Origin of the sequence: Bacillus sp. LJBS06 (genome assembly GCF_016924995.1) — a bacterium.
Classification (GTDB): domain Bacteria; phylum Bacillota; class Bacilli; order Bacillales; family Bacillaceae; genus Bacillus; species Bacillus stercoris.
Genome location: NZ_CP070484.1, coordinates 52,957 through 72,155, shown reverse-complemented (window position 1 = coordinate 72,155; position 19,199 = coordinate 52,957). Strand labels below are relative to the sequence as shown.

The following is a 19,199-nucleotide window of genomic DNA, read 5'->3' as shown; positions in this document are numbered from 1 at the left end:
CTACTCATGTTTGAGAAGGCTCAAATCGTTTAATATTTCAGTTGTTCGATAACGTCTTGCTAACATAAACAAATCAATGGTTGGATCTCTGTCTAACATTCCTGTGTATTGCGACCAATTATTTTCACCCATTAAAGTGTCTAAACGAGTTTTAAATTGATCGATTTTTGCTAGATCTGCAGCCCAAACTGTAATTTGAACACTAATTTCAGAAGAAAATGCTTTATTGCTAACAAATCTACTTTGGAAATCACTTATTTGAGTGATGCAAATAATCGGAGCATTTTCGACTTTTTGAAAGTCTTCAGGAACGTTGATTGAAAATATCATATCTTTGTTCATGAGATTTCCAAGTTCTTGATCATTCATCAGCAAGTCATATACTGTTTTTACTGATAAACTCACAATCCCAATCCTTTCTTGAGCTCGTCTGTCATAACTGACATGGCTTCTGAACGAGACTCTTCTTCAGTCCGTTGAATAAAACCTTGTGGAGCAATTCTTGATCCACCCATTGTTCCAAATTCAACGAACTTTGCTCTCCATTCAGTTTCTTTGCTATATCCAACTTTGATTTGGCCAAATGCATCAACACCGGAAATGACTACATCGTCTTTCAAGTGTTTGTGCTTATCTACCGGCCAAACTGGAGTATTGTCTTCTAATTTTTCTGCAACAACATGCGCAGCTGCTTTTAATGCTCGATTTCGAACTTTGGTTTCACGTCCAGCCATTTGTTTCAAAGCTAATTCAATTCCTGACGTATCAATATCTAGTCCCATTAAGACACCGACTTTGCAACGATTAAGTCATACATTGAACTTTTTAGATCTGGCTGGATCTCAACGATTTTGTATTTTTGACCTTGAAAAGAGATCATCATATCGTCTGTAATAGGGACCCTTTGTTTTGACCGGATTAAGAAGGTGATAATATTTTGAAGTTCTGTCCCGTAAGTAGTTATGAATTCTTTCAGCTGTTGTGATTCAACACTGGCCCAACATGATGTAACTTCCTTGTAAACCATAGTTGGAGCCCCATAAGAATCTTTTCCCTGAGTTTGTTTTAAAAAGGTTATTCTTTTATTTAATCCACTAATATCGGGGCGTTTAGAAGGCATTAAGCATCAACCTCGTATGATTCATCATTCCAATTTCTATAAACGTCAAGAAGACCAGAAAATACATATGAGAGTTCACTTTTAGATGAAATTGATGCAGTCTGAATTTCTCTATGTTCATACCATTGGGAGATAAGGCTAAGTGCTGCGATAGTGAATTCAGCTGGAAGGGGATCGAATTCATCAAACTTTTTATTGAGGTAAGTTTGAATATAATTCTGCGCAGAAATAATCATCATCGAAATTAAAGCATCATCTGCGTCATGATCGACTTTGAGATAATTCTTTACAAAGTCGAGGTCTAACTCAGTGATTTTTACATTACTCAACATTGTTATCTACCTGTGATTCATCAGGTTTTTCTACAACTTTGGGTTCTTTTTTGCCTTTTTTCGTTTCTTTAACTTCCTCTGCATGGCCATTCTTTACAAGGCTCTTGGCCAAATCTTTATTCTCAATCTCAACAACTTCGTTATGGTTAAAGACTGTTTTATGAGAAGGAAGATAAGCAGATTGTAGGAATTTAACTTTTGGCATATGGATTACCTCCTTTGGTTATGTATAAAATCAGTATTTTATAAATGAAAAGAAGCTCCGAAGAGCTCCTAATCACTTATATTGTGAAGTTTTTCACATGATTAAGCAGAAGTAGTCGCAGTATCAACTTTTAACACAGAGATAGCTTGTGGGTTGTAGACTGCACCATCCATATAACCATCGAGAACAAGTAATTGAGAACCACGGATAGCTTGTGTTGTATCACCTGTGACGTGTTGAAGAGCGAATCCTTTCTTAACCAATACTGCATAAGCATCTTGAACAGAACCAAAGATCGCAGGAGTTCCATCAGGAAGTTGATCAGTTACAATGACTTCGGCACCGAAAAGGGTATAGGTTAATTTACCGTTAACGACACCGTTTTGCATGTAGTAATGGCCCATAGAATCTTTCATCTTAGCGATTTGGTTGAAGAAACCACGTTGCATAATGAAAGAAGATGAAGCTAGGAATTCAGGATGAATAGAGTTATAGAGGTCCATTAAGTTATCAATAGTAACTGCGCTGGAGACAGGGATTTTTTGAACTTCAGCATCGTTAACGATACCAGAGAATTCTTCTCCACCTGCACCCACAAGAATTGATTTTTCAACTGCTTTACCGACCCGGCGACCGAGAAGGTTAAGAGAGTAATCAACAATGTTAACAGCCGCATCATTAATCAGCTGATTAGATAGGCTGATTGCTGCACCAACACGTTTTTGTGCAAGCTTAACTTCATCAAAAGAGATTTGAAGTTCGGATACATCTTCACCTTCACCAACAAATCCTGCAACAGAGTTAAGGGATTCCTTAGCAATTTTCAATGTTCCAGCGACAGATGGGAATTTAGTTGCTCGAGCAAATACCGGTGAAGTTTCTTCCATTTTAAGTACAATTGTTCCTTCAACATTCTCAGGGATTACGGCTCCACCTTGAGAAGTTGTTTGAAGAGCCCGAACTTCTTCACCATCTTGGCGACGGAGATACTGTTCAATACCGCGGAGTTCTTTTTCTTTATTATCCACTTTACGTTCCTCCATTGTTTTTTCATTTTTCTCGCCATCTTTCTGGCGACTTTCTAATTCGGAAATTTGGTTGTTTAAATCAGTAACATCAGCAGTCAATTCATCAAATTTTGATTTTTCGTCTGCTGATAATGAGCGAACTTCTTTTTCAGCATTTTTTAGTAGTTCATCTGCTTCATCTAACAGGGCATTTCGTTTTTCTTTAAGCGCTTTCAAATTCATATTTATAAGAAACCTCCTGATTAATTTGATAGTCCAGTTAATTTATTTCGCAATTCTGATAATTCTTCAGAGACTAATGAACGTTTTTTCTCTTTATCAGGATCTTCATCAGATTTATCTTCTTTAGGATCTTTTTCATCTGGTTTCGTTTCATCAACATTTTCAGACTTTTCTTTTGTTTCAGGTTCATCTTGTTCGGAGTCATTATCTTTAACTTCTGTTTGTTCGCCTGAATTTTCGGCAGCCTTTTCAGGATCTTGTTCGTTCACTTTTTCTCTTAATTCAGCCGTAGCTTGTTCAATGAACTCTTTTTGTTCTGAACGAATTTCATTGATTGATTCTTTAAGAGAAGTTAATAAACGTTCTTCTAATCCTTCAAAGAGCTCTTTGATTTCATCCATATTTCTTTGCTCTCCTTCTTCTAAGTTCGTTGGAATTTCAATGTCTTCAATTACATCAATTCCTCTGGCTGAGATTGTAGATTGTGAGTAGGCCGGGTCTCGTACAACGGAAACTTCAAGTAATTCAAGATCATTAATGGTCCGTTCGTAAATACCATCATCGCGAACATCCCATGAATCATCTAAGGTTCTAAATCCAAATGACATATTCCGAAGGATTTTATCGTCTATCAATTGGTAATAATCATGTCCCCATGTAGTAGGAGAGATTGTTGCTTCCATATATAAACCGGTGCTGTCTTCAAATAATCGAAGGGAACCGTTTCGTGTAGAAGCTAGAATATGTTTGCTGTTATGTTCAGCAAGGAAGTCAATATTGTCGGGGTTTCGTGACAGAGCTCGAGTAAATGCACCCGGTGCAATTTTCTCAACAAACTTCTTTCCAGAACCCAGTACTTCGCTTAACTCTCCTGTTTTATTGACGTAACCAGAAACAGTCATTGAATCATTATCGTTATTGGCTCGAAGCTCGACCTTACGGGATAAAAGCTCAAATTTCATAAGTTAGTTACACCTCCTTGAAAAAATAAAAGCCAATAAATCTATTGATCTACTGGCTCATCTTTTATCTTTGAATCATCTTTATCTTCAGAAGTTTGTTCATTTTCAATTGGAGGTTTATTTGGATCAAGATTAGATGGAGTAGGGGGGTGATTCTGATTTTGTGCGGAAGGTTGTGGATTGTTAGGATCAATCGTTTCTCCCATGTTTGGAATAGTCATTTTTCCGGTTTTAGGATTATAGAAAATTTGACCCAGACCCCACATAAAGAAATCATCTTTAATTTCAGGCATGTCAATTCTTGAACGACCTTCGTTAAGAGAGATTAATCCTCCTTTTACAGCAGAAACAGTGGCATCGATTTTTTCTTTTTCTGTTGTTCTGAGCAATTCAGAAACATCAAATCTAAAATAATAACCTTGTTCTTTCTCTGTTTCTAATAGGAGAGATTTATTTAGAGCAGATTCAATCGCAGAAATGATCGGGCCAACACAGTATTGAAGAAAATAGAGGTTATTTTGTTCATTTGAAGCATACTTATTGGCCGAGGAATTTAACATGGACTCTGGAATATTGAAGACTCTAGCAATTTCTGAGACCGTGTTTTTCTTAGAATTAGTTAAATCCATTTCACTTGGTTTCATTGAAATTGGATTGTAATCTAATCCTTCTTCCAAAATAATTGTTTTACCAGCTTTCTTTGGTCCACTATAGAGGTTTTCCCAAGAAGATCGCAGGTTATCAATTGCTTTTTGGCTTAATCTTGATGTAGCTTTTAAAACACCTATAGGAAGGGCCCCGTTTTTTAAGATTCCATTTGAGTATTCGATTTCATCAAGGGCAAGTCTAAGAAGCTTACTATTATTCTGGAGGATTCCTGATGAGGTAACTCCATCTTCACTGTCTCTTGTAAGAATAATCAATTCATCCGGAGTAAATTCATAAGTTCCAGTTTTGTTGTTATAAAAATAATTGATCGTAGCCCATTTTTTATATCCCTGACTATAAGTTGTCACTGAAATATATTTGATGGGCAAGGGATAGAAGTTAGTAACCTCATTCCGAATTTTTTCGATCTTGATGTAGCTAGCTCCATACAGTAAATAGTCCTTAACCATTCTCTTTTTCATGTTATAGCCGTTTATCAAATCATTTGGTTCATCATTTAAAAGAGAAACACGGTTATCAGGAATTTTAATTACTGCACCTTTGCGATCTTCTTTATATAAGTAGATTGGCAATGATGCTATTGATGATGTAATAAGCTCAAGAGCCGAAACAACAGTGGGGATTCTCATAGCTTCTTCTTCTGTTATTGGACCACCATCACCAAAGTAAGAAGTAATAGAATATCCACCACCGTAGGAATATTGCATGGAACGGTCTTCTTTCTGCTTATTTTTTCTCGAAAAAATCCCCATTTAGGTTGGTTATCCTCCTTTCTTAGAGAATAATTAGTTCCCTTTCTTCAAAGTTGGAGGTTAAATTTTCTTCAACTTCTTTATTCCATAGGGCCATAGCGTTTAATATTGAGATAACCATATCAACTTTTCCTGTGGATTTTTTCTTATTAACGTAAGTATTGAGGTTGGAATCCTTAACCTCACGAGCATTTGAAAAGTTGATTTCCAGCAGTCTGTTTTGTAGATACTTAAAGCTGCCTTTCAAAACACGTTCTTTTACAAGTTTAGTAGCAGGGTGCAAGACAGAAGAATGCTGCTTAATTTCGATCGTGTCATAGCCTTCTTCGTACCATCGGTTAGCTGAAGCAACGCAGTTCCACCGGTCATAACCGATGCCCTTAATGATTACCCCATATTTCTTTTCGAGATCTAAGACAAAGTTTTCAACGAACCTATGGCTGATAACTTTATCACCACAGAAATAGCAATAACCATTATCTCTCATGGTAAAGTAATCAACCTTCTCAACTTTGGACTTATTTTCCGCACTATCTTCCGGAATAAAAGCCCAGGACTGAGCAACGTATTCATCTTTATCATGATCATAAGTAACCATTGAAACAGCTGTATTATCAGTAGTTTGAGATAAGTCAACACCAACAAACACTTCTCGACCTGTCCAATCATATGTAGTAATCATATTCTTCTTTAGTTCATCTGAAGGGATATAAACCTCTGAGTCATCACCATCAACGAAAATATTCATATGCTTTGTTAAGAAGTTCTTTTTTGAACTTGGCATATCTAAAGCAGTTCTACGTTGCTTTTTTAAATATTCCAAGTTATCTTCGAGAACTTCAGCAAGTGGATTTGCTTCAATGAGGGATTTGTCAGATAGCCAATCTTTAGGATCATCAGGTTTATAAAGGAGGGCGAAAAGAGTGGGATCATCAATTAAATCATCCAGAACTTTTTGAGCGTATTCAACTTCTTCAGTCATAGGATTGTTTAATGATTCATAGGCTGTACTAATAAGAATTCCGGTACGGTTTACCATGTTCATTTGAGAAGATTGCATAGCATCAATAGGGTAACGGTTTCTTAATGCTCCAACTTCGTCTGCTACGAAAACATTTGCTTTTCTTCCATCCATCCGGTTCTCAGAGTTAGCTAATGGAATGAATTTAGATTTTGTGAGTAAACACCGTACTTCACTTCTTGTTATTTGGAACTGTTTTTGGATAGAAGGGTGAGAAGCTGTAATTGTTTGTTCAACTTCTTTTTTGACTATCGAAGAAAGCTCTTTATCCGGGGCAACGGAATAAAACTCGGAGTATTCTGGTTCAATTAAGAGCAAGAGGATAAAAATTAAAGCAACGAGGAATGATTTACCGGATTTACGACCAATTAGGAGTACTGACTTTTCATATCTTCTTTTAATTGGATTTTGTTTATACTTCCAACATAAAGCATTGACTAAGAAAAACCATTGGAATGGAGCCAAAGCATCATGAGTTGGCGTTCCAGCTTTCAATCCTGTGGCCATATTTATAAGCTTTGTTAAGCCATCAATTTTCTTAAGTTCATCTTCATCGATAAAAAATTCACAATCAGGATTGTGAACGTCAGAAATGAATTTGCAGCAAGCCTTTTTAACGTACTTGCCGGCAGTTAATTTACCTTCAACAACATCTCTAGCATACTGATAGGCGGGATGGGCTTTTAAATACGAAGAAACCATATTATCACTCACCCTCAGTATTATATTTATTGGCAAGGGTTGAAGGAATCGAACCAACATTTTCAGTTTTGGAGACTGACGTTTTACCATTAAACTAAACCCTCATGGCGTACTCGGTAGGATTCGAACCTACGACACTCGGTTTAACAGACCGATGCTCTAACCACCTGAGCTACGAGCACATAGAAAAAATCCCCACTGAAAATCGGAGTAAAAAACAGCAGGGATTATAATTAACTTTTTAATAATTTGAGTAACGGATCTTCTTCTTCGTTTTTTTGTTCAATTTTCAAACCCGCAAGTTGAGCCCTTGATGCTGGAGATAATCCAAGCTGGGTAGATAAAGCTCTAAACTGATTAAGATACTTCTGTTTTGTAGCAACTGCGGGATGTTCTTTTATTAAGTCATTCCCATACCTATCAATTGTGTTTAAAATAAGTCCTTCTTTATTAATAATTTCATCTGCTTGCCTCATTTTACTTAGACAATCAGCAGTTTGTTCGAGTAGAGGAATATCTAAATTGCAGAGGATATTACTTATCTCTAGTTCAGTGGTTAAGAATTTGTAATACTCTTGAGCTAATTCATCAAGATGTTCAGGAATTTCATTCACTAAATCATCATTTCCAAGTAGCTCTTGTTCTGCTTCGTCTCTTTCCTCCAATTGAGCTTTTGATTCTGAATGTCCTTGTTTGAGGGAAGCTGGCTTTCTAGGACGAGCCATCACATCACCTCTTAAAGTTTGAAGTCATAATTGTGATTTTCAAGATTAATGTTTGGTTTAAAATCAAGTTCACCGGAAGTACCTAATTGGAGGTTGCACGTTTTACAAAGGGTAATAAGATTGCTTTCTTCAAACATTAATTCGGGGTAATCAATTCGAGGCTTTATGTGGTGAACTTGCAATTCTGAAGAATTAACGATGCTATATTTGATTAGACATCGTTGGCAGCAACCTTTGTCTCTGTGGATGATGAGACTTCTTAATTTTTTCCAACGTGCAGTGGAAAGGGGTTTTAAGTATTCTTTATTTTTTTGATAATATTTGCGTTGGTATTGATTTCGATTTCTGTTTTGCTTGCAAGAGCAAGTTTCATTTGAACCAATAATCTTCCCGCAATTATTACATATTTTCTTCTTCATAATCATCTTCCCAATCGTTTGGAGAAAGATCGTCAAAGTTTAAATCATCAGGTTGAATACCACAATAAGAGCATTCATAAATGACTTTTTTCTTTTTCCGATATGTAATAATAGGAGAATTACATTTAGAACAGATTAATTTAGTTCGATTATCTTTCATTTATTCATATTGATCTCCTTTTTTGAAGCTCAATATCTCGAACAATACTGTTTATGTCTCTAATATAAATGTACACAAGTCGAAAATTCTAAACAGTTTTTATTGATTTTTTTAAATAATTTCTTAAATAGAGTGTACGAACCTATGTTTGCTTTTTATAATTTTAAATGTAAGTTACTCAACTACTAAATCGGAGGGGATAAGTTATGAAAACTGAAGCTTATTCTAAACTTGAAACGATTCTGGGGTTCTTAAATTACATTGAAAATGTTGAAGGAGTGGTTCATCCGGAGACTATTTATGAACAAATATTGGACCCGAAAGTTGAAATTGTTCAGGTGATTGATGGAAATCTCTTTAATTTAAGGTACTCTAAGTCTTATAAAGAATTGAAGTTTGTATTTGGAGATGTTCAAGAGCGAGAGATTGATTCTCATATAATTAACTGTTTGGATGTCATTTATAAGTCATTAAACGACATTGGGAGCCTTTTAGACCAACTTACCATAAATTCTAAAGCCAGTTAAAAGACCATATCAGACGATATGGTCCTTATTTATGCTTATTCTGACCTTTGTATTCATCTGAATTGAGGGATTTTTCAAAAAATGATTCTATTCGCATGAGCCTTTGGTGGTATAATATTAAATATATGTAAAGAAAAGGAGGTATTTGATTGTCTGTTTCGGATTTAATCCCATATCATTATGTAACCACAGACATTAATCATTGGTATGTTGTTATAAAGCAGGGTCGAGTTGAGAAAGCAAAAGAAATGAAAAGAAAAGTTGAAAAAGAATTCGATATGATGGAGAAAAATGAAAAAGTAGCAGTCTATCTTCAGCTATTAAAGCTGCGGCATGAAATAATGCTGTCGTATCTTGAACCTGACTCTGTTAAAAATATAGATGGTGTTTATTCTGATCTTAAAAAGACAAGGGAGAATATGGCCCCTGAATCTCTTACGAATACAATAGAGTTCTATTATAATTTTTTTACCGGTATGTATCACTTCAGAACAAGAGATTTAGTTATTGCCCTAACATATTACCGTGAAGCTGAAAAATATCTTGATTTATTAGATGCAAATGCAAATACAGATAAGGCCGAGTTCTATTTTAAAGTATCAGAGGTCTATTACTATATGAAAGAGACTCATTTCTCCATGAATTATGCTCAGCGAGCATACTCTATATTTAAAGAACAAAAAGATGCTCAGGGTAATCTTACATATGGAAAAGAAATGGTCCAGTGTCAGTTTGTTATCTTCGGGAACTGGCTAGATAAAATGTGTTATGAGGACGCTTTAGAAACAGCTGAAAAAGCTTTAAAAGATGCCCTAGAAATAGGGGAGCAACATTTAATTGGTTCAGCTCATTTTAACGTGGGATTATGTTATAATAACCTTGAAGAACTTGACAATGCTGAGAAACATTTTCAAATCGCCTATGAAATTCATAAGGATCGAAAGCACATTTATGAGTCAAAAGCGATTTTTAATCTGGCATATGTCAAAGCAAAGAAGAATGATTTAAAGGCTGCATTAGAATTATATCAGGAAGGTCAGAAGGTTGCTGCCCGGCACAACAACCAGGAAGTAACCGAGAAATTAAAACTGGTTAAAGGCCTTTATTTATCATTCGACTTACAAACACTTAGAGAAGTGTTCAAGTTCTTCGAAGAGAAAAACCTTTATGGTGATATGGAAGAATACGCTGTTGCTGTTGCTGATTTTTTGACCAACAAAGAAGACAGACATGATGCGGTCGATTTTTATCAAATGGCAATTGAAGCACGCAAACAAATTCAAAGGGGGAAACATTTAAATGAAAAAATGTAAAATTGCAATTTGTTTAGCGCTCTTGCTTGGCATTGTTGGAGTATCTAGCGCTTCATATGCTCTTTCTGAGCAGTCCACTTATAAGGTCGCAGATAGAGCAGCAACTTAATATGATAACGAAAAACCCCGTTTGGAAAGTCCAATGGGGTTTTTATTTTATCAATTTAATATTTATTCCTGGGTTTTCATTTAAATCATGTACTGCATTAATAAATTCGTGGGCATTCATAGGTTGAAAATTAAATTTCCCTGCTCCATATTCTTCGGCGGAAGCTGCAACTGCAAGAATGGGACTGCCACCTAGTTCTCCTTGTAATGAATCAAACCAATGAATTGCTTCAATAATACCCTCAACATAGAACTTCATTACAAAAAAGTATATTACTTTCATGATTACATTCATTCTGTGAGCCAAGCCTTGAACCGGTATAACTTTCTCCATACTTTCAACTTCTTTTTTGACAATAGTCCAACTATCATATTTTAATAAATTATCTCGATCCATTGCGACATAATTTCCATCTTGATCGTTAAATAAAGAATTAATAGGGACTCCAAAATGTTGGGCGAAGTTCCTTAGTTTGGACAAAAATCTATATTCAAAATGGTTATCAAAAACCTTATTTGTAAACTTGTTAAATTCTGCTTTCGTATTTGAATCAAATATTTTAGATAGTGAAGAAGGAATATGATCAATGTATGTTCTAAACATTGATAGGTAATTCATTAACAACCTATTGGATTCAAAGATAACATAATCCGGACTGCCTATTTCTGACGAATCTTTGTCTTTAATTGTCTCTAAATATTTTTCCGATTCTTTTCCATTTCTTACAACTAGATCATATAAATTCTTGTTATTTATATGTAGTCCAAGGTACTTTCTGTATTGAAAATATTTGTCTAGTTCTTCTTGAGTGAAGTCTCTTTTAATATCAACTTTGTGTTCCCCTTCTTTTATTGTCTTAATGGTACCAATCCTATAATACAAAAATTTTCCCCCTCAACTAGGTTATTTTCTCTATATGTTTATTATATCCATCTAACTATTATTCTATAACAAAGAATGACAAAATTCTTGTTCCTTCTCCTAAATTTCAACACAATTTGGGCGTTTTGGGATGGTTGGTGTGAACGGACCTCCTCCAGTTATTCCTGTCGAGACCGATTTTTTTCCCGAAAGGGTAGGCGGCTACTTTTTCAAACCTCGATCCAACTCTCGGAGCAGGCGGCAATCATTTTCAACTCCACCCGTATTTTTCGTGTGTGAATTTTCCTCACTCTTGTTTGATTTCTCCCTACCAATTTACGTTTCACCATTCTCAGATATAAATATATTGCACAACTCAATAATCACGGAGACATTTGAAGCTGAGAGTTCACTCCTTTATCAAATAACTCCAAGGTTATCTCGCCGTTGCAAATACCATTAAGCAATTAATGGTGGTGAAGATTCTTCATCTTCGCTGGGATCGATGGATAGACTAATCAATCGTCATTGACCATCCTTATCATTGACTTGCAGTTGATTAGTAATGTTATCCGTTGTCATGTGCTTTAAGTGTTTGAGCCAATAAGAATTAACTTATAAATCAACACTGGAGAAGAACGTATAGTTGTTTAGATGTGGTCGTAAGAATTCTAAACTTAATCTTCATGGATGCTTACGAATAGCTATGGTCTTTATATATCAATTAATTATTAATGAATATATTAAATAATAAATTAAATAAACATATGAGAAATTACGTAAGTAATTTCGAATAGACAATGCTTTAGCATTGGCATATTAAATTAATTCGCTAATGTGGTTTACGTTTTAATAGAGCCAGATATAATCATACCAATTATCAGACATTTCTAAAGTGGTGTTGTTAGATAACCAATTCAGCAGCACCACTTTCACTCAACTACTACATACATTAATCGGAGGGAGATAGGATGTTTGAAGACTTTATTATTACTAATCACGTAATACAGCGATATGAACAAAGAGTAGGCGAATGCCGTAAGAATATTGAAAGTAGGATTAAGCGTGATGTAAGAAACTTAAATATAAAGCAGATAGTGAATAACGGTAATGTGAGGCATATCTTTACTAGAAATAGTAAGGAATTCATCTTTGTAAAAGAAAGAAATCACTGGATACTTACAACCGTTATTAAACGATCTCGTAATAATAACCATGAAGCTATTGAGAAAAGAAAAAGGATGGCAAAAAGAATGGCTGCATGTGTATAGAGCTAGATTCAAATATCTAGATATTATTTTTGCAATATTCTGTAATCAGTGTGTACGACTCAAAAAAGAAGTGATAATATTATTTCGTTACTCGAAATAACCAAAGGAAAATCGGAGGACTCAACTACTATGATGAAGAAATATGTTGAAATTTTTAAGGAGATTAAAAACGAATCAAGCCGAAAAGGAAAAGAAGAATTACTAAGAAAATACGAAAATGTGGAGGGTTTAAAGGAGATTTTCAAGTTTGTTTACGACCCACTTGTTAAAACGGGTTTAGCAAAAAAGAAGATCGAAAAAGAAGTTTGTTTGCCGACTTATACTCAACTTGAAACCATCTTTGATGCTATGGCTTACGTAATTCTTTACAATACCGGATCTGATCAAATAATCCAATCAATTCAGATCTTTTTAAAGCAACTTAAAACAGAAGAAGAACGGGAACTGGCCAAATCTATATTAACAAAAGATTTGCCGATTGGAATCTCTTCAACTACTTTGAATAAAGTATACGGTAAAGGGTTTATCAGTAAACACAAGGTTATGAAAGGTCAAAAATACAATCCTGAAAAACACCTTACAAAAGGAGAAGAGTTCATTGTCTCACTTAAAGTCGATGGCTTCAGATCAACAACGAAGAACTTGGAAGAAGGCAGCGAATTCATTACAACCACCGGTGCCAAATACGAAGGATTAATTGAACTCGAAGAGTTAATGAAAAAACTTCCGACAGGATTTGTTTATGAAGGAGAACTCGTAAACGTGAATAGAGATAACCTTTCCTCATCGGACTTATTCCGAGCAACTCAAAGTCGTTTGAAGAAACACGGAATTAAAAAAGACGTTAGATTTTTGTTGTTCGACATGATTCCAATTGATGATTATGAAAAAGGTGTTTTTGATGTTCCTTACAAAACTAGACGCTCTTTTTTAGAAGAAACGATCAAGAAGTCTCTGCCGGCAGATTCGTTAATTTCGGTTGTTCCTAAATTCTATGTTGGAAATGACAAAGATGTTATTGATGACTTGTTTCTTGAAGCAATTGGCCGTGGGGAAGAAGGATTAATGATTCATTTATCGGATGGAATATTTGAATTGAAAAAATCTCCTAGCATTCTAAAAGTAAAACCAGAAGAAGAAGCAGATTTACGTTGTTTAGATGTTGTGGAAGACATACGTGGTGGTAAATGTGGATCAATTATTGTTGATTACAAAGGACATCGAGTGGCCGTAGCTGGATTAAAAGAGAAATGGAAAGTTGATTTTTGGAAAGATCCATCCTTGGTGGTTGGGAAGATTGTTGAGATTAAATATTTTCAAGAAAGCAAAAATGAACATGGAGGTTTATCTTTACGGCAGCCTTCATTAAATAGAATTCGCGATGATAAAGATGAAGTGTCTTATTCTTAGATTTATGAGCCTGGCTTTAGGTCGGGCTTTTTTTATTTAAGAGAATCAAATCCTTCACCTTTAGGAGGTGAAGGACTCTCTTCATCTTTTCTCTCTTACGATTTCAGTCGTCCGACCTAAGATAATAGGTGGTTGGTCTGCAGAAAAAAACAGACTAAAAGAGAGAATGATTGAAAGGAATAAATGCAATACTCTGTCCTTTCGACAAGTCAGGAGGGGTAAACTCCTGACTACCATATGACTGGCTTTAAAGATACATTACCAGACGTTAAATTATATAGCAATTTATATGGATTTTATTTTACGTTTTTCTTTTCCGAGATATAAAAATAAAAGATTCCGAGAAAGAGATAAGGGATCAATAAATATTAGGAGAGTGCAAAACCCAATGAAAAAACTAATTGCTGTTTCAGCATTAGGAGTATCGATGCTAATTGCTTCTCCCACGTTTGCTCAAGAAGTGAAACCTGGGGACACAATGTCCAAAATTGCGAGGGAAAATAATATTTCTCTTCAAGAATTGGCCGAAGCTAACCCACAAATCAAAAATCTTTCTTTGATTTATCCGGGACAGGAAATAAACACAAAGGTTGGAGTCAAAGAACATCAATCGGTGGTTTATGAGGGATATAAGCATTTTACTTCAACAGCTTATTCAATGGGTACTGTTACAGCAACAGGAACGAAAGTTCAAGAAGGACGTACAATTGCAGTGGACCCGAATGTAATCCCCTTAGGATCAAAAGTAGAAATCAAATTTCCTAAAGGATATGAACATCTTAATGGTGTTTATACAGCTGAAGATACTGGATCTGCTATTAAAGGGAATAAAATCGATGTGTATTTAAATGCTAATGTCAAGTGTATAGAATTTGGTGTTAGAGATATTCAAGCTAAGATCTTAAAGTAAAGGGAATAATAATAAAGGCTGCCATTTTACTTTCTACCTCGCTATTAATTGTTGTTGAGGAAATCAAAATGGCAGCTTCTTTTTTAATCCTCAGCTAAGCTAGATACTTGGATCCTTCCGTTTTCAAAAATAAATATCGGCTGAACACTTTCATTCATCCCTTTTGTTTCAGAATATGATTCAGAAGGGAATGTTGCCCGATTATTTTTTATCATCCATTCACCCATCCTTTTAAAACCTTCCTTATCAAGGATTAACAAATGGTGATAGTACTTTCCGAGTTCAAATTCTTCAAACGGGCCCAATCCTTGTTCCATAAAATGATCCTCATACTTTTCTTTGAAAAACTTTATTGCTTCTTCAACATTTTTAAATTTAGGAAAGCTTTCGAATTCTTTTCTTGTTATTCTCTTAATCTCCATAATTCACCTCATAATTCCGAGTTTCTTCTATTATATATTATAAATTCATACTCATATATACATCATCAAGATCTTCCTGTGTAATACCTAAGTATTTCTTTGTAATTGCAATACTTGAATGATTCAAAGCTTCCATTATTAAAGCCAAAGAGTATCCTTTTTTATACGCCCAATATCCCCATGTCTTTCTCATGCTATGAGTTGATACCGGTTCTTTAATTCCAATGTAATCTGCAGCTGAAGATAATATATGGGCAGCTTGTTGACGGGAGATGGGTTTATTTCCTTTTCTGCTGAAAAACAAATAGGATTCCTGGTCAAGCTGATATTCTTTCATATATTCTCTAATTGCTTTTTGGAGGTTCTCAGTGATCGGAAATCTTTTATACTTTCCTGTCTTTTCTTCATGAAGATAAATGAATTCTTTCGGCTTCCTTCCATCCCAAATATCTCCAACCTTCAATTTAAGAATATCACTAATTCTGAGGGCAGAACTTATTCCAACCATGAACATTAAGTAATCTCTTTTGCTCTTTTCTCTCAAATACATTTTTAGTAATTCCAGTTGTTTTTTGTCTCTAATGGGACTAACCATATTCAAAATGATCACCTTCTAACCAATATGACATATTATAAGATAATTATATGTTATGTAAAATTCAAAAACAATGAAAAGTCGACATCTCTTATAAACATTGATATGAAGGGATTTAATACTTTACATAATGTTATTGTGTAAGATTCGCAGACTTATAAATTCTACCTTCCATTAATTTACATATGGAAAATTACGGATATAATCGTTATATAACTTCGAACATTAAATTAATTAAATATAAATAGAACAAATTTATGGAGGAACAAATATATGAGTTTTACATCACAGAGAAACTTTAAAGGGAGATTAGATGGAACGACAGTTCATGAAATTAACAAAAAAATTGATTTTGAAAAAACAACATTAGAGGAACGGAAAAAAGTTGTGGAAGAGATCCTAAATGAGACTAATTTCTATTCCGAGTATTTTGATGGTTATTTTAAAACAGGGATTACAACCAAAGACTTTTTATCCCATCAAAACAATGTTTGCAAATCACTAGATCGTATGGCCACATATTTATTAACCAGTGATGAAATTAAGAAAGAAGAAGAACAAGAGAAAACGGAGTACATTTTTTATTCAGATGAACGGTACTTTCAAAAGAAAGTTGAGAAAGAACAATCTATAGAATCATTGACGAACTCAGATAGCAATGATTTTTCCGAGAATGTTATTCACTTCTTGAAAAAAGAAGAAAGAAACAAAATTCTGCTTAGACCTCAATCGATTACAGCTTCAGATCTCGAAAGAGATGATTGGTTGGGGGAAATTTTAAGAAGTTATAAGCCATTCTATGATTTCGTAACACAAAAACTGAAGAATAAAGAAGGGAACCGGTTCATTTTATCTCGCATTAAAGGTCAGCTGCAGCACGATATGATTTATTCTAAAGATACATTGTTAGGCGTGTTCGGTTATAACCTTAAATACTTCTCCCAGAGTACAGAATACGATATTGATGTGTTTGACTTCACAAATCCTCTTCACTTAAAAGGTGATGTAGTTGAAACGGAATCGGGAAAAACCATCTCAGCTAAAGGATTATTATTCTTAAAACCAGATTTTGATCCAAATGATGATTTTAGCTTCATCTTATTAGACTTAAAATCGACAATCGAAAAAGCTAAACTCACTGACTTCGAAAAAGAAGTCTTAAGACAAACCCAAAATGGATTAACTCAAGAAGAAATAGCTGCGAATTTTAACACATATCAAATGAAAATATCTCGAACAATCGATCGTATTGTTAAGAAGGTCGCTGCAGTTGGAGATAAATACGATTCAGAAGAAACAGAGGTCTAAGGATCTCTGTATTTTTCGTTTGAATCAGAAAATATTGAGAACAGGAGACTGAATCTATGTTTAAGTATGGACTTGAAGCAGAATGTCATAATGCTGTTATAAAAGGCAAAGATGGCAAAGGGCACATTGATTTTTATTTGGCCAAGTACGTTACATTTAAACTCATCGAAAGAGATCCATTTATTAAACCAATTGAAATCCTAAATTTTATTTGGAAGCATTACTATCCAGGAGAGATTACCCGATTTCTCAATAACGCAACAAAACACTATGGAGATAGGGGCGAAGTAGAAAGGAATTACATCAAGTATTTCTTTCAAAGAATAGGACGGCCGATTTTTCAAGAGATTGTCGTTAGAAACCTCGTCAACAGCTGCCTAATGTTTTGGTTTGAAATTCCCTCATCAAAAGAAGATCGTAATTCGAAAATTGATGGAACGGTTCTTCATTTAAAAGACTCCAACATTTCTATTCCACTTCAAATTAAAAATCACAGACATATGGATTCTAAAGATCAGAAAGAAAAGCAAGAACAAATTAAGTGTTACGGTAGACCAGCTGAATACCTAGAGGTCCATTTCTTTAATGATGATATGGTCAATGGAGAATTATATTGGATCGAAGGAGACCTAAAAGTTCTATTTACAAACAGAGGTCTTGATAAAACGTCGGTACAGTCCTTTGAAACAAAAATATTAAAAGAAATGGCCAAAAAAGCTGAAAATCAATTTACGTTTTCAAAGGCACAGATATAATAACAAAAATTACCGTGAGGTGATAATAAGTGAGCACACCAGGTTACGAAGCTTTAACCAGGAAGGTTAAGAGTTTTCGTGAGAATCTATCGACTCGAACTAAAAATGATAAGACCTGGCTCTTATATGAATCAGTAAATGAATTAAGTGAAGAAGACCTTAAAGACCTTGGTTTAACGATTGTTGATCTGGCTGAAATAGTCAGCAATGAAATAGATCAAAACCCCTTTACATTAAAGAAAGAACATTTAGTACATTGAGGAGAATGATCATGAAAGAAGAAAAAGGTTTAGACTATGCCAAATCTCAAGTTGAAGAGTTTCACCGAGCATTCCATCACCCAATCTCAGAAAAACCAACATCTATTCCTGAAGATGTTGCTTTGGCCAGAACCATCTGGACGGCTGAAGAGTTAGTTGAATTCTTATATGCAACAGCAGGTGGAAACAAAACAAAATTTTATGGGTTGGTAACAGAGTTAATCCGGGGAATTACTGCTGCAGAATCTAAAGTGATTAAGAAAGGTCCGGTTGAGGATATTCTTGTTGACCAAATGGATGCATTAACTGATGTTAATTACTTTGTTCAAGGATCATTTGTCGTTGCTGGAGTTAAACCACAACCACTCTTTGATATTGTTCAAGACGCAAACATGGCCAAGTTATTTCCGGATGGTAAACCGAGATATGACTTAGGCAATAGTGGAAAGATACTTAAACCGGAAGGTTGGCAACAACCTGAACCAAAGATCAAAGCAGAAATTGAAAATCAAATCAAAAAATCGGAGGAACACTAATATTATGCAGAAGGTAAATTTCAAAAACTTGACTACTACTGAATTAAACGAATTTATTTCCAAAGCAGCAGAAGAACTCACTAAGAGAGCTAATAAGTCACCTAGAGTTATTACTGCTAGAAAGAAAGTTATTGAAGATGCTAAGTCAGACCTTGAAAACTTAAAAGATTCCACTATGTGCGATGGATATGAAGTTGGATCTTATGCTACTGTTCCTGAATACCACATCAATAGAAAAAAACGTGTCGTAACAGTTCTATTAAAAGGTTATAGGTCTGGAAGAATTTACGCAAAAGGTATTGCTAAATGCGATCCGAGAGATACCTTTAATGAGCATATTGGTAAAGCGATCGCTTTATACCGGGCTTTATCTAAAAAAGTTCCTACAAAGTACTTAACAGTTGAAAATCCTGTGGAACCAGAGATTGGAGATATTATTCTCACATCTTATCCGGAATTCGAAAATGAAAGAATTAGAGTTGTGAAAAGCATGAGTGAAGCGATGGCTGATGATGCAGCGATGTTAAGATCACCGGTTGTTAAGAATTTTACGTTTATCGTTGACGATTCAAAATCAGCATAATAGGTCGCTTAGGCGGCCTCAT

At 34.8% G+C, this 19,199-nt stretch carries 25 protein-coding genes and 2 tRNA genes; 10 read left to right on the top strand and 17 right to left on the bottom strand.

The window, feature by feature from the left end; translation table 11 throughout:
- The 14 genes from JQX68_RS21605 to JQX68_RS21540 form a co-directional block, all read right to left on the bottom strand.
- Positions 1–405 carry a hypothetical protein gene (locus tag JQX68_RS21605; RefSeq protein ID WP_009968607.1) on the bottom strand — a complete coding sequence of 135 codons (405 nt, stop codon included), beginning with the start codon at positions 403–405 and terminating at the stop codon, positions 1–3.
- The gene (locus tag JQX68_RS21600) at positions 402–782 is read right to left on the bottom strand and encodes an HK97-gp10 family putative phage morphogenesis protein (RefSeq protein WP_013603365.1); all 381 of its coding nucleotides are present in this window, start codon (positions 780–782) and stop codon (positions 402–404) included. Before JQX68_RS21600 ends, JQX68_RS21605 begins: the two co-directional genes overlap by 4 nt.
- A complete protein-coding gene (locus JQX68_RS21595) occupies positions 782–1,120 on the bottom strand; it encodes a phage head closure protein (protein WP_205440656.1) in 339 nt (112 codons plus the stop codon). Before JQX68_RS21595 ends, JQX68_RS21600 begins: the two co-directional genes overlap by 1 nt.
- The gene (locus tag JQX68_RS21590; protein WP_009968726.1) at positions 1,120–1,452 is read right to left on the bottom strand and encodes a head-tail connector protein; all 333 of its coding nucleotides are present in this window, start codon (positions 1,450–1,452) and stop codon (positions 1,120–1,122) included. Before JQX68_RS21590 ends, JQX68_RS21595 begins: the two co-directional genes overlap by 1 nt.
- On the bottom strand, positions 1,442–1,657 hold the full coding sequence (locus JQX68_RS21585) for a hypothetical protein (protein ID WP_009968725.1): 216 nt from the start codon (positions 1,655–1,657) through the stop codon (positions 1,442–1,444). Before JQX68_RS21585 ends, JQX68_RS21590 begins: the two co-directional genes overlap by 11 nt.
- 101 nt (positions 1,658–1,758) lie before the next feature.
- Positions 1,759–2,907 carry a phage major capsid protein gene (locus tag JQX68_RS21580; RefSeq protein WP_052500192.1) on the bottom strand — a complete coding sequence of 383 codons (1,149 nt, stop codon included), beginning with the start codon at positions 2,905–2,907 and terminating at the stop codon, positions 1,759–1,761.
- Between the two features lie 20 nt (positions 2,908–2,927).
- Positions 2,928–3,869, bottom strand: a complete 942-nt coding sequence (locus tag JQX68_RS21575; RefSeq protein ID WP_052500193.1) for an HK97 family phage prohead protease — start codon at positions 3,867–3,869, stop codon at positions 2,928–2,930.
- Positions 3,870–3,910: 41 nt separating this feature from the next.
- The gene (locus JQX68_RS21570; protein WP_052500194.1) at positions 3,911–5,290 is read right to left on the bottom strand and encodes a phage portal protein; all 1,380 of its coding nucleotides are present in this window, start codon (positions 5,288–5,290) and stop codon (positions 3,911–3,913) included.
- A 22-nt stretch (positions 5,291–5,312) separates the two neighbouring features.
- A complete protein-coding gene (locus JQX68_RS21565) occupies positions 5,313–7,013 on the bottom strand; it encodes a terminase large subunit (RefSeq protein WP_043940336.1) in 1,701 nt (566 codons plus the stop codon).
- Positions 7,014–7,043: 30 nt separating this feature from the next.
- Positions 7,044–7,117: transfer RNA gene (locus JQX68_RS21560), tRNA-Trp, on the bottom strand.
- Between the two features lies 1 nt (position 7,118).
- Positions 7,119–7,195, bottom strand: a tRNA-Asn gene (locus JQX68_RS21555).
- A 51-nt stretch (positions 7,196–7,246) separates the two neighbouring features.
- Positions 7,247–7,738: a phage terminase small subunit P27 family gene (locus JQX68_RS21550; protein ID WP_205440655.1), complete on the bottom strand. Its 492-nt coding sequence runs from the start codon at positions 7,736–7,738 to the stop codon at positions 7,247–7,249.
- Positions 7,739–7,749: 11 nt separating this feature from the next.
- Positions 7,750–8,157, bottom strand: coding sequence for an HNH endonuclease (locus JQX68_RS21545; protein WP_052500195.1), 408 nt, complete (start codon positions 8,155–8,157; stop codon positions 7,750–7,752).
- Positions 8,138–8,317 (bottom strand): hypothetical protein, encoded by a 180-nt coding sequence (locus JQX68_RS21540; protein ID WP_009968676.1) that lies wholly within the window; start codon positions 8,315–8,317, stop codon positions 8,138–8,140. The genes JQX68_RS21545 and JQX68_RS21540 overlap by 20 nt, the downstream gene beginning before the upstream one ends.
- A 206-nt stretch (positions 8,318–8,523) precedes the next feature.
- On the opposite strand from JQX68_RS21540, the gene JQX68_RS21535 reads away from it, so the two are divergent.
- A complete protein-coding gene (locus JQX68_RS21535) occupies positions 8,524–8,844 on the top strand; it encodes a hypothetical protein (protein ID WP_009968675.1) in 321 nt (106 codons plus the stop codon).
- Between the two features lie 149 nt (positions 8,845–8,993).
- Positions 8,994–10,157, top strand: coding sequence for a response regulator aspartate phosphatase (locus tag JQX68_RS21530; RefSeq protein ID WP_043940295.1), 1,164 nt, complete (start codon positions 8,994–8,996; stop codon positions 10,155–10,157).
- 151 nt (positions 10,158–10,308) lie between these two features.
- On the opposite strand, the gene JQX68_RS21525 is transcribed toward JQX68_RS21530, so the two are convergent.
- On the bottom strand, positions 10,309–11,148 hold the full coding sequence (locus tag JQX68_RS21525) for a hypothetical protein (protein WP_205440654.1): 840 nt from the start codon (positions 11,146–11,148) through the stop codon (positions 10,309–10,311).
- 950 nt (positions 11,149–12,098) lie between these two features.
- Between JQX68_RS21525 and JQX68_RS21520 the strand changes: the two genes are divergently transcribed.
- From JQX68_RS21520 to JQX68_RS21510, 3 genes are all read left to right on the top strand, one after another.
- Positions 12,099–12,398: a hypothetical protein gene (locus JQX68_RS21520; protein ID WP_043940296.1), complete on the top strand. Its 300-nt coding sequence runs from the start codon at positions 12,099–12,101 to the stop codon at positions 12,396–12,398.
- 129 nt (positions 12,399–12,527) lie between these two features.
- Positions 12,528–13,808 carry an ATP-dependent DNA ligase gene (locus JQX68_RS21515; RefSeq protein ID WP_043940297.1) on the top strand — a complete coding sequence of 427 codons (1,281 nt, stop codon included), beginning with the start codon at positions 12,528–12,530 and terminating at the stop codon, positions 13,806–13,808.
- A 388-nt stretch (positions 13,809–14,196) separates the two neighbouring features.
- On the top strand, positions 14,197–14,718 hold the full coding sequence (locus JQX68_RS21510) for a 3D domain-containing protein (protein WP_052500196.1): 522 nt from the start codon (positions 14,197–14,199) through the stop codon (positions 14,716–14,718).
- Positions 14,719–14,801: 83 nt separating this feature from the next.
- Here the strand turns inward: JQX68_RS21510 and JQX68_RS21505 are convergent, their stop codons facing one another.
- Together JQX68_RS21505 and JQX68_RS21500 are read right to left on the bottom strand one after the other, a co-directional pair.
- Positions 14,802–15,140, bottom strand: a complete 339-nt coding sequence (locus tag JQX68_RS21505; RefSeq protein WP_043940298.1) for a hypothetical protein — start codon at positions 15,138–15,140, stop codon at positions 14,802–14,804.
- Between the two features lie 37 nt (positions 15,141–15,177).
- Positions 15,178–15,741 carry a site-specific integrase gene (locus JQX68_RS21500; protein ID WP_013603294.1) on the bottom strand — a complete coding sequence of 188 codons (564 nt, stop codon included), beginning with the start codon at positions 15,739–15,741 and terminating at the stop codon, positions 15,178–15,180.
- A 267-nt stretch (positions 15,742–16,008) separates the two neighbouring features.
- Between JQX68_RS21500 and JQX68_RS21495 the strand changes: the two genes are divergently transcribed.
- From JQX68_RS21495 to JQX68_RS21475, 5 genes are read left to right on the top strand one after another with little or no spacing between them, the layout of a single operon-like run.
- Positions 16,009–17,043: a helix-turn-helix domain-containing protein gene (locus tag JQX68_RS21495; RefSeq protein WP_043940300.1), complete on the top strand. Its 1,035-nt coding sequence runs from the start codon at positions 16,009–16,011 to the stop codon at positions 17,041–17,043.
- A gap of 56 nt (positions 17,044–17,099) precedes the next feature.
- Positions 17,100–17,798 (top strand): hypothetical protein, encoded by a 699-nt coding sequence (locus tag JQX68_RS21490; RefSeq protein WP_043940301.1) that lies wholly within the window; start codon positions 17,100–17,102, stop codon positions 17,796–17,798.
- A 29-nt stretch (positions 17,799–17,827) separates the two neighbouring features.
- Positions 17,828–18,058 (top strand): hypothetical protein, encoded by a 231-nt coding sequence (locus tag JQX68_RS21485; protein WP_043940302.1) that lies wholly within the window; start codon positions 17,828–17,830, stop codon positions 18,056–18,058.
- An 11-nt stretch (positions 18,059–18,069) separates the two neighbouring features.
- Positions 18,070–18,594: a pyrophosphohydrolase domain-containing protein gene (locus JQX68_RS21480; protein ID WP_043940303.1), complete on the top strand. Its 525-nt coding sequence runs from the start codon at positions 18,070–18,072 to the stop codon at positions 18,592–18,594.
- Positions 18,595–18,598: 4 nt separating this feature from the next.
- Entirely contained in the window at positions 18,599–19,177 is a 579-nt protein-coding gene (locus tag JQX68_RS21475; RefSeq protein ID WP_043940304.1) for a hypothetical protein, read from the top strand.
- Positions 19,178–19,199 lie beyond the last annotated feature (22 nt).

Excerpts from the sequence above, each read along its gene's own strand:
- JQX68_RS21505 (WP_043940298.1), bottom strand. The coding sequence starts at position 15,140 with ATGGAGATTAAGAGAATAACAAGAAAAGAATTCGAAAGCTTTCCTAAA.
- JQX68_RS21545 (WP_052500195.1), bottom strand. The coding sequence starts at position 8,157 with ATGAAGAAGAAAATATGTAATAATTGCGGGAAGATTATTGGTTCAAAT.
- JQX68_RS21495 (WP_043940300.1), top strand. The coding sequence starts at position 16,009 with ATGAGTTTTACATCACAGAGAAACTTTAAAGGGAGATTAGATGGAACG.
- JQX68_RS21570 (WP_052500194.1), bottom strand. The coding sequence starts at position 5,290 with ATGGGGATTTTTTCGAGAAAAAATAAGCAGAAAGAAGACCGTTCCATG.
- JQX68_RS21585 (WP_009968725.1), bottom strand. The coding sequence starts at position 1,657 with ATGCCAAAAGTTAAATTCCTACAATCTGCTTATCTTCCTTCTCATAAA.
- JQX68_RS21535 (WP_009968675.1), top strand. The coding sequence starts at position 8,524 with ATGAAAACTGAAGCTTATTCTAAACTTGAAACGATTCTGGGGTTCTTA.
- JQX68_RS21550 (WP_205440655.1), bottom strand. The coding sequence starts at position 7,738 with ATGGCTCGTCCTAGAAAGCCAGCTTCCCTCAAACAAGGACATTCAGAA.
- JQX68_RS21540 (WP_009968676.1), bottom strand. The coding sequence starts at position 8,317 with ATGAAAGATAATCGAACTAAATTAATCTGTTCTAAATGTAATTCTCCT.
- JQX68_RS21520 (WP_043940296.1), top strand. The coding sequence starts at position 12,099 with ATGTTTGAAGACTTTATTATTACTAATCACGTAATACAGCGATATGAA.
- JQX68_RS21475 (WP_043940304.1), top strand. The coding sequence starts at position 18,599 with ATGCAGAAGGTAAATTTCAAAAACTTGACTACTACTGAATTAAACGAA.
- JQX68_RS21590 (WP_009968726.1), bottom strand. The coding sequence starts at position 1,452 with ATGTTGAGTAATGTAAAAATCACTGAGTTAGACCTCGACTTTGTAAAG.
- JQX68_RS21515 (WP_043940297.1), top strand. The coding sequence starts at position 12,528 with ATGATGAAGAAATATGTTGAAATTTTTAAGGAGATTAAAAACGAATCA.
- JQX68_RS21600 (WP_013603365.1), bottom strand. The coding sequence starts at position 782 with ATGGGACTAGATATTGATACGTCAGGAATTGAATTAGCTTTGAAACAA.
- JQX68_RS21490 (WP_043940301.1), top strand. The coding sequence starts at position 17,100 with ATGTTTAAGTATGGACTTGAAGCAGAATGTCATAATGCTGTTATAAAA.
- JQX68_RS21595 (WP_205440656.1), bottom strand. The coding sequence starts at position 1,120 with ATGCCTTCTAAACGCCCCGATATTAGTGGATTAAATAAAAGAATAACC.
- JQX68_RS21565 (WP_043940336.1), bottom strand. The coding sequence starts at position 7,013 with ATGGTTTCTTCGTATTTAAAAGCCCATCCCGCCTATCAGTATGCTAGA.
- JQX68_RS21510 (WP_052500196.1), top strand. The coding sequence starts at position 14,197 with ATGAAAAAACTAATTGCTGTTTCAGCATTAGGAGTATCGATGCTAATT.
- JQX68_RS21575 (WP_052500193.1), bottom strand. The coding sequence starts at position 3,869 with ATGAAATTTGAGCTTTTATCCCGTAAGGTCGAGCTTCGAGCCAATAAC.
- JQX68_RS21580 (WP_052500192.1), bottom strand. The coding sequence starts at position 2,907 with ATGAATTTGAAAGCGCTTAAAGAAAAACGAAATGCCCTGTTAGATGAA.
- JQX68_RS21480 (WP_043940303.1), top strand. The coding sequence starts at position 18,070 with ATGAAAGAAGAAAAAGGTTTAGACTATGCCAAATCTCAAGTTGAAGAG.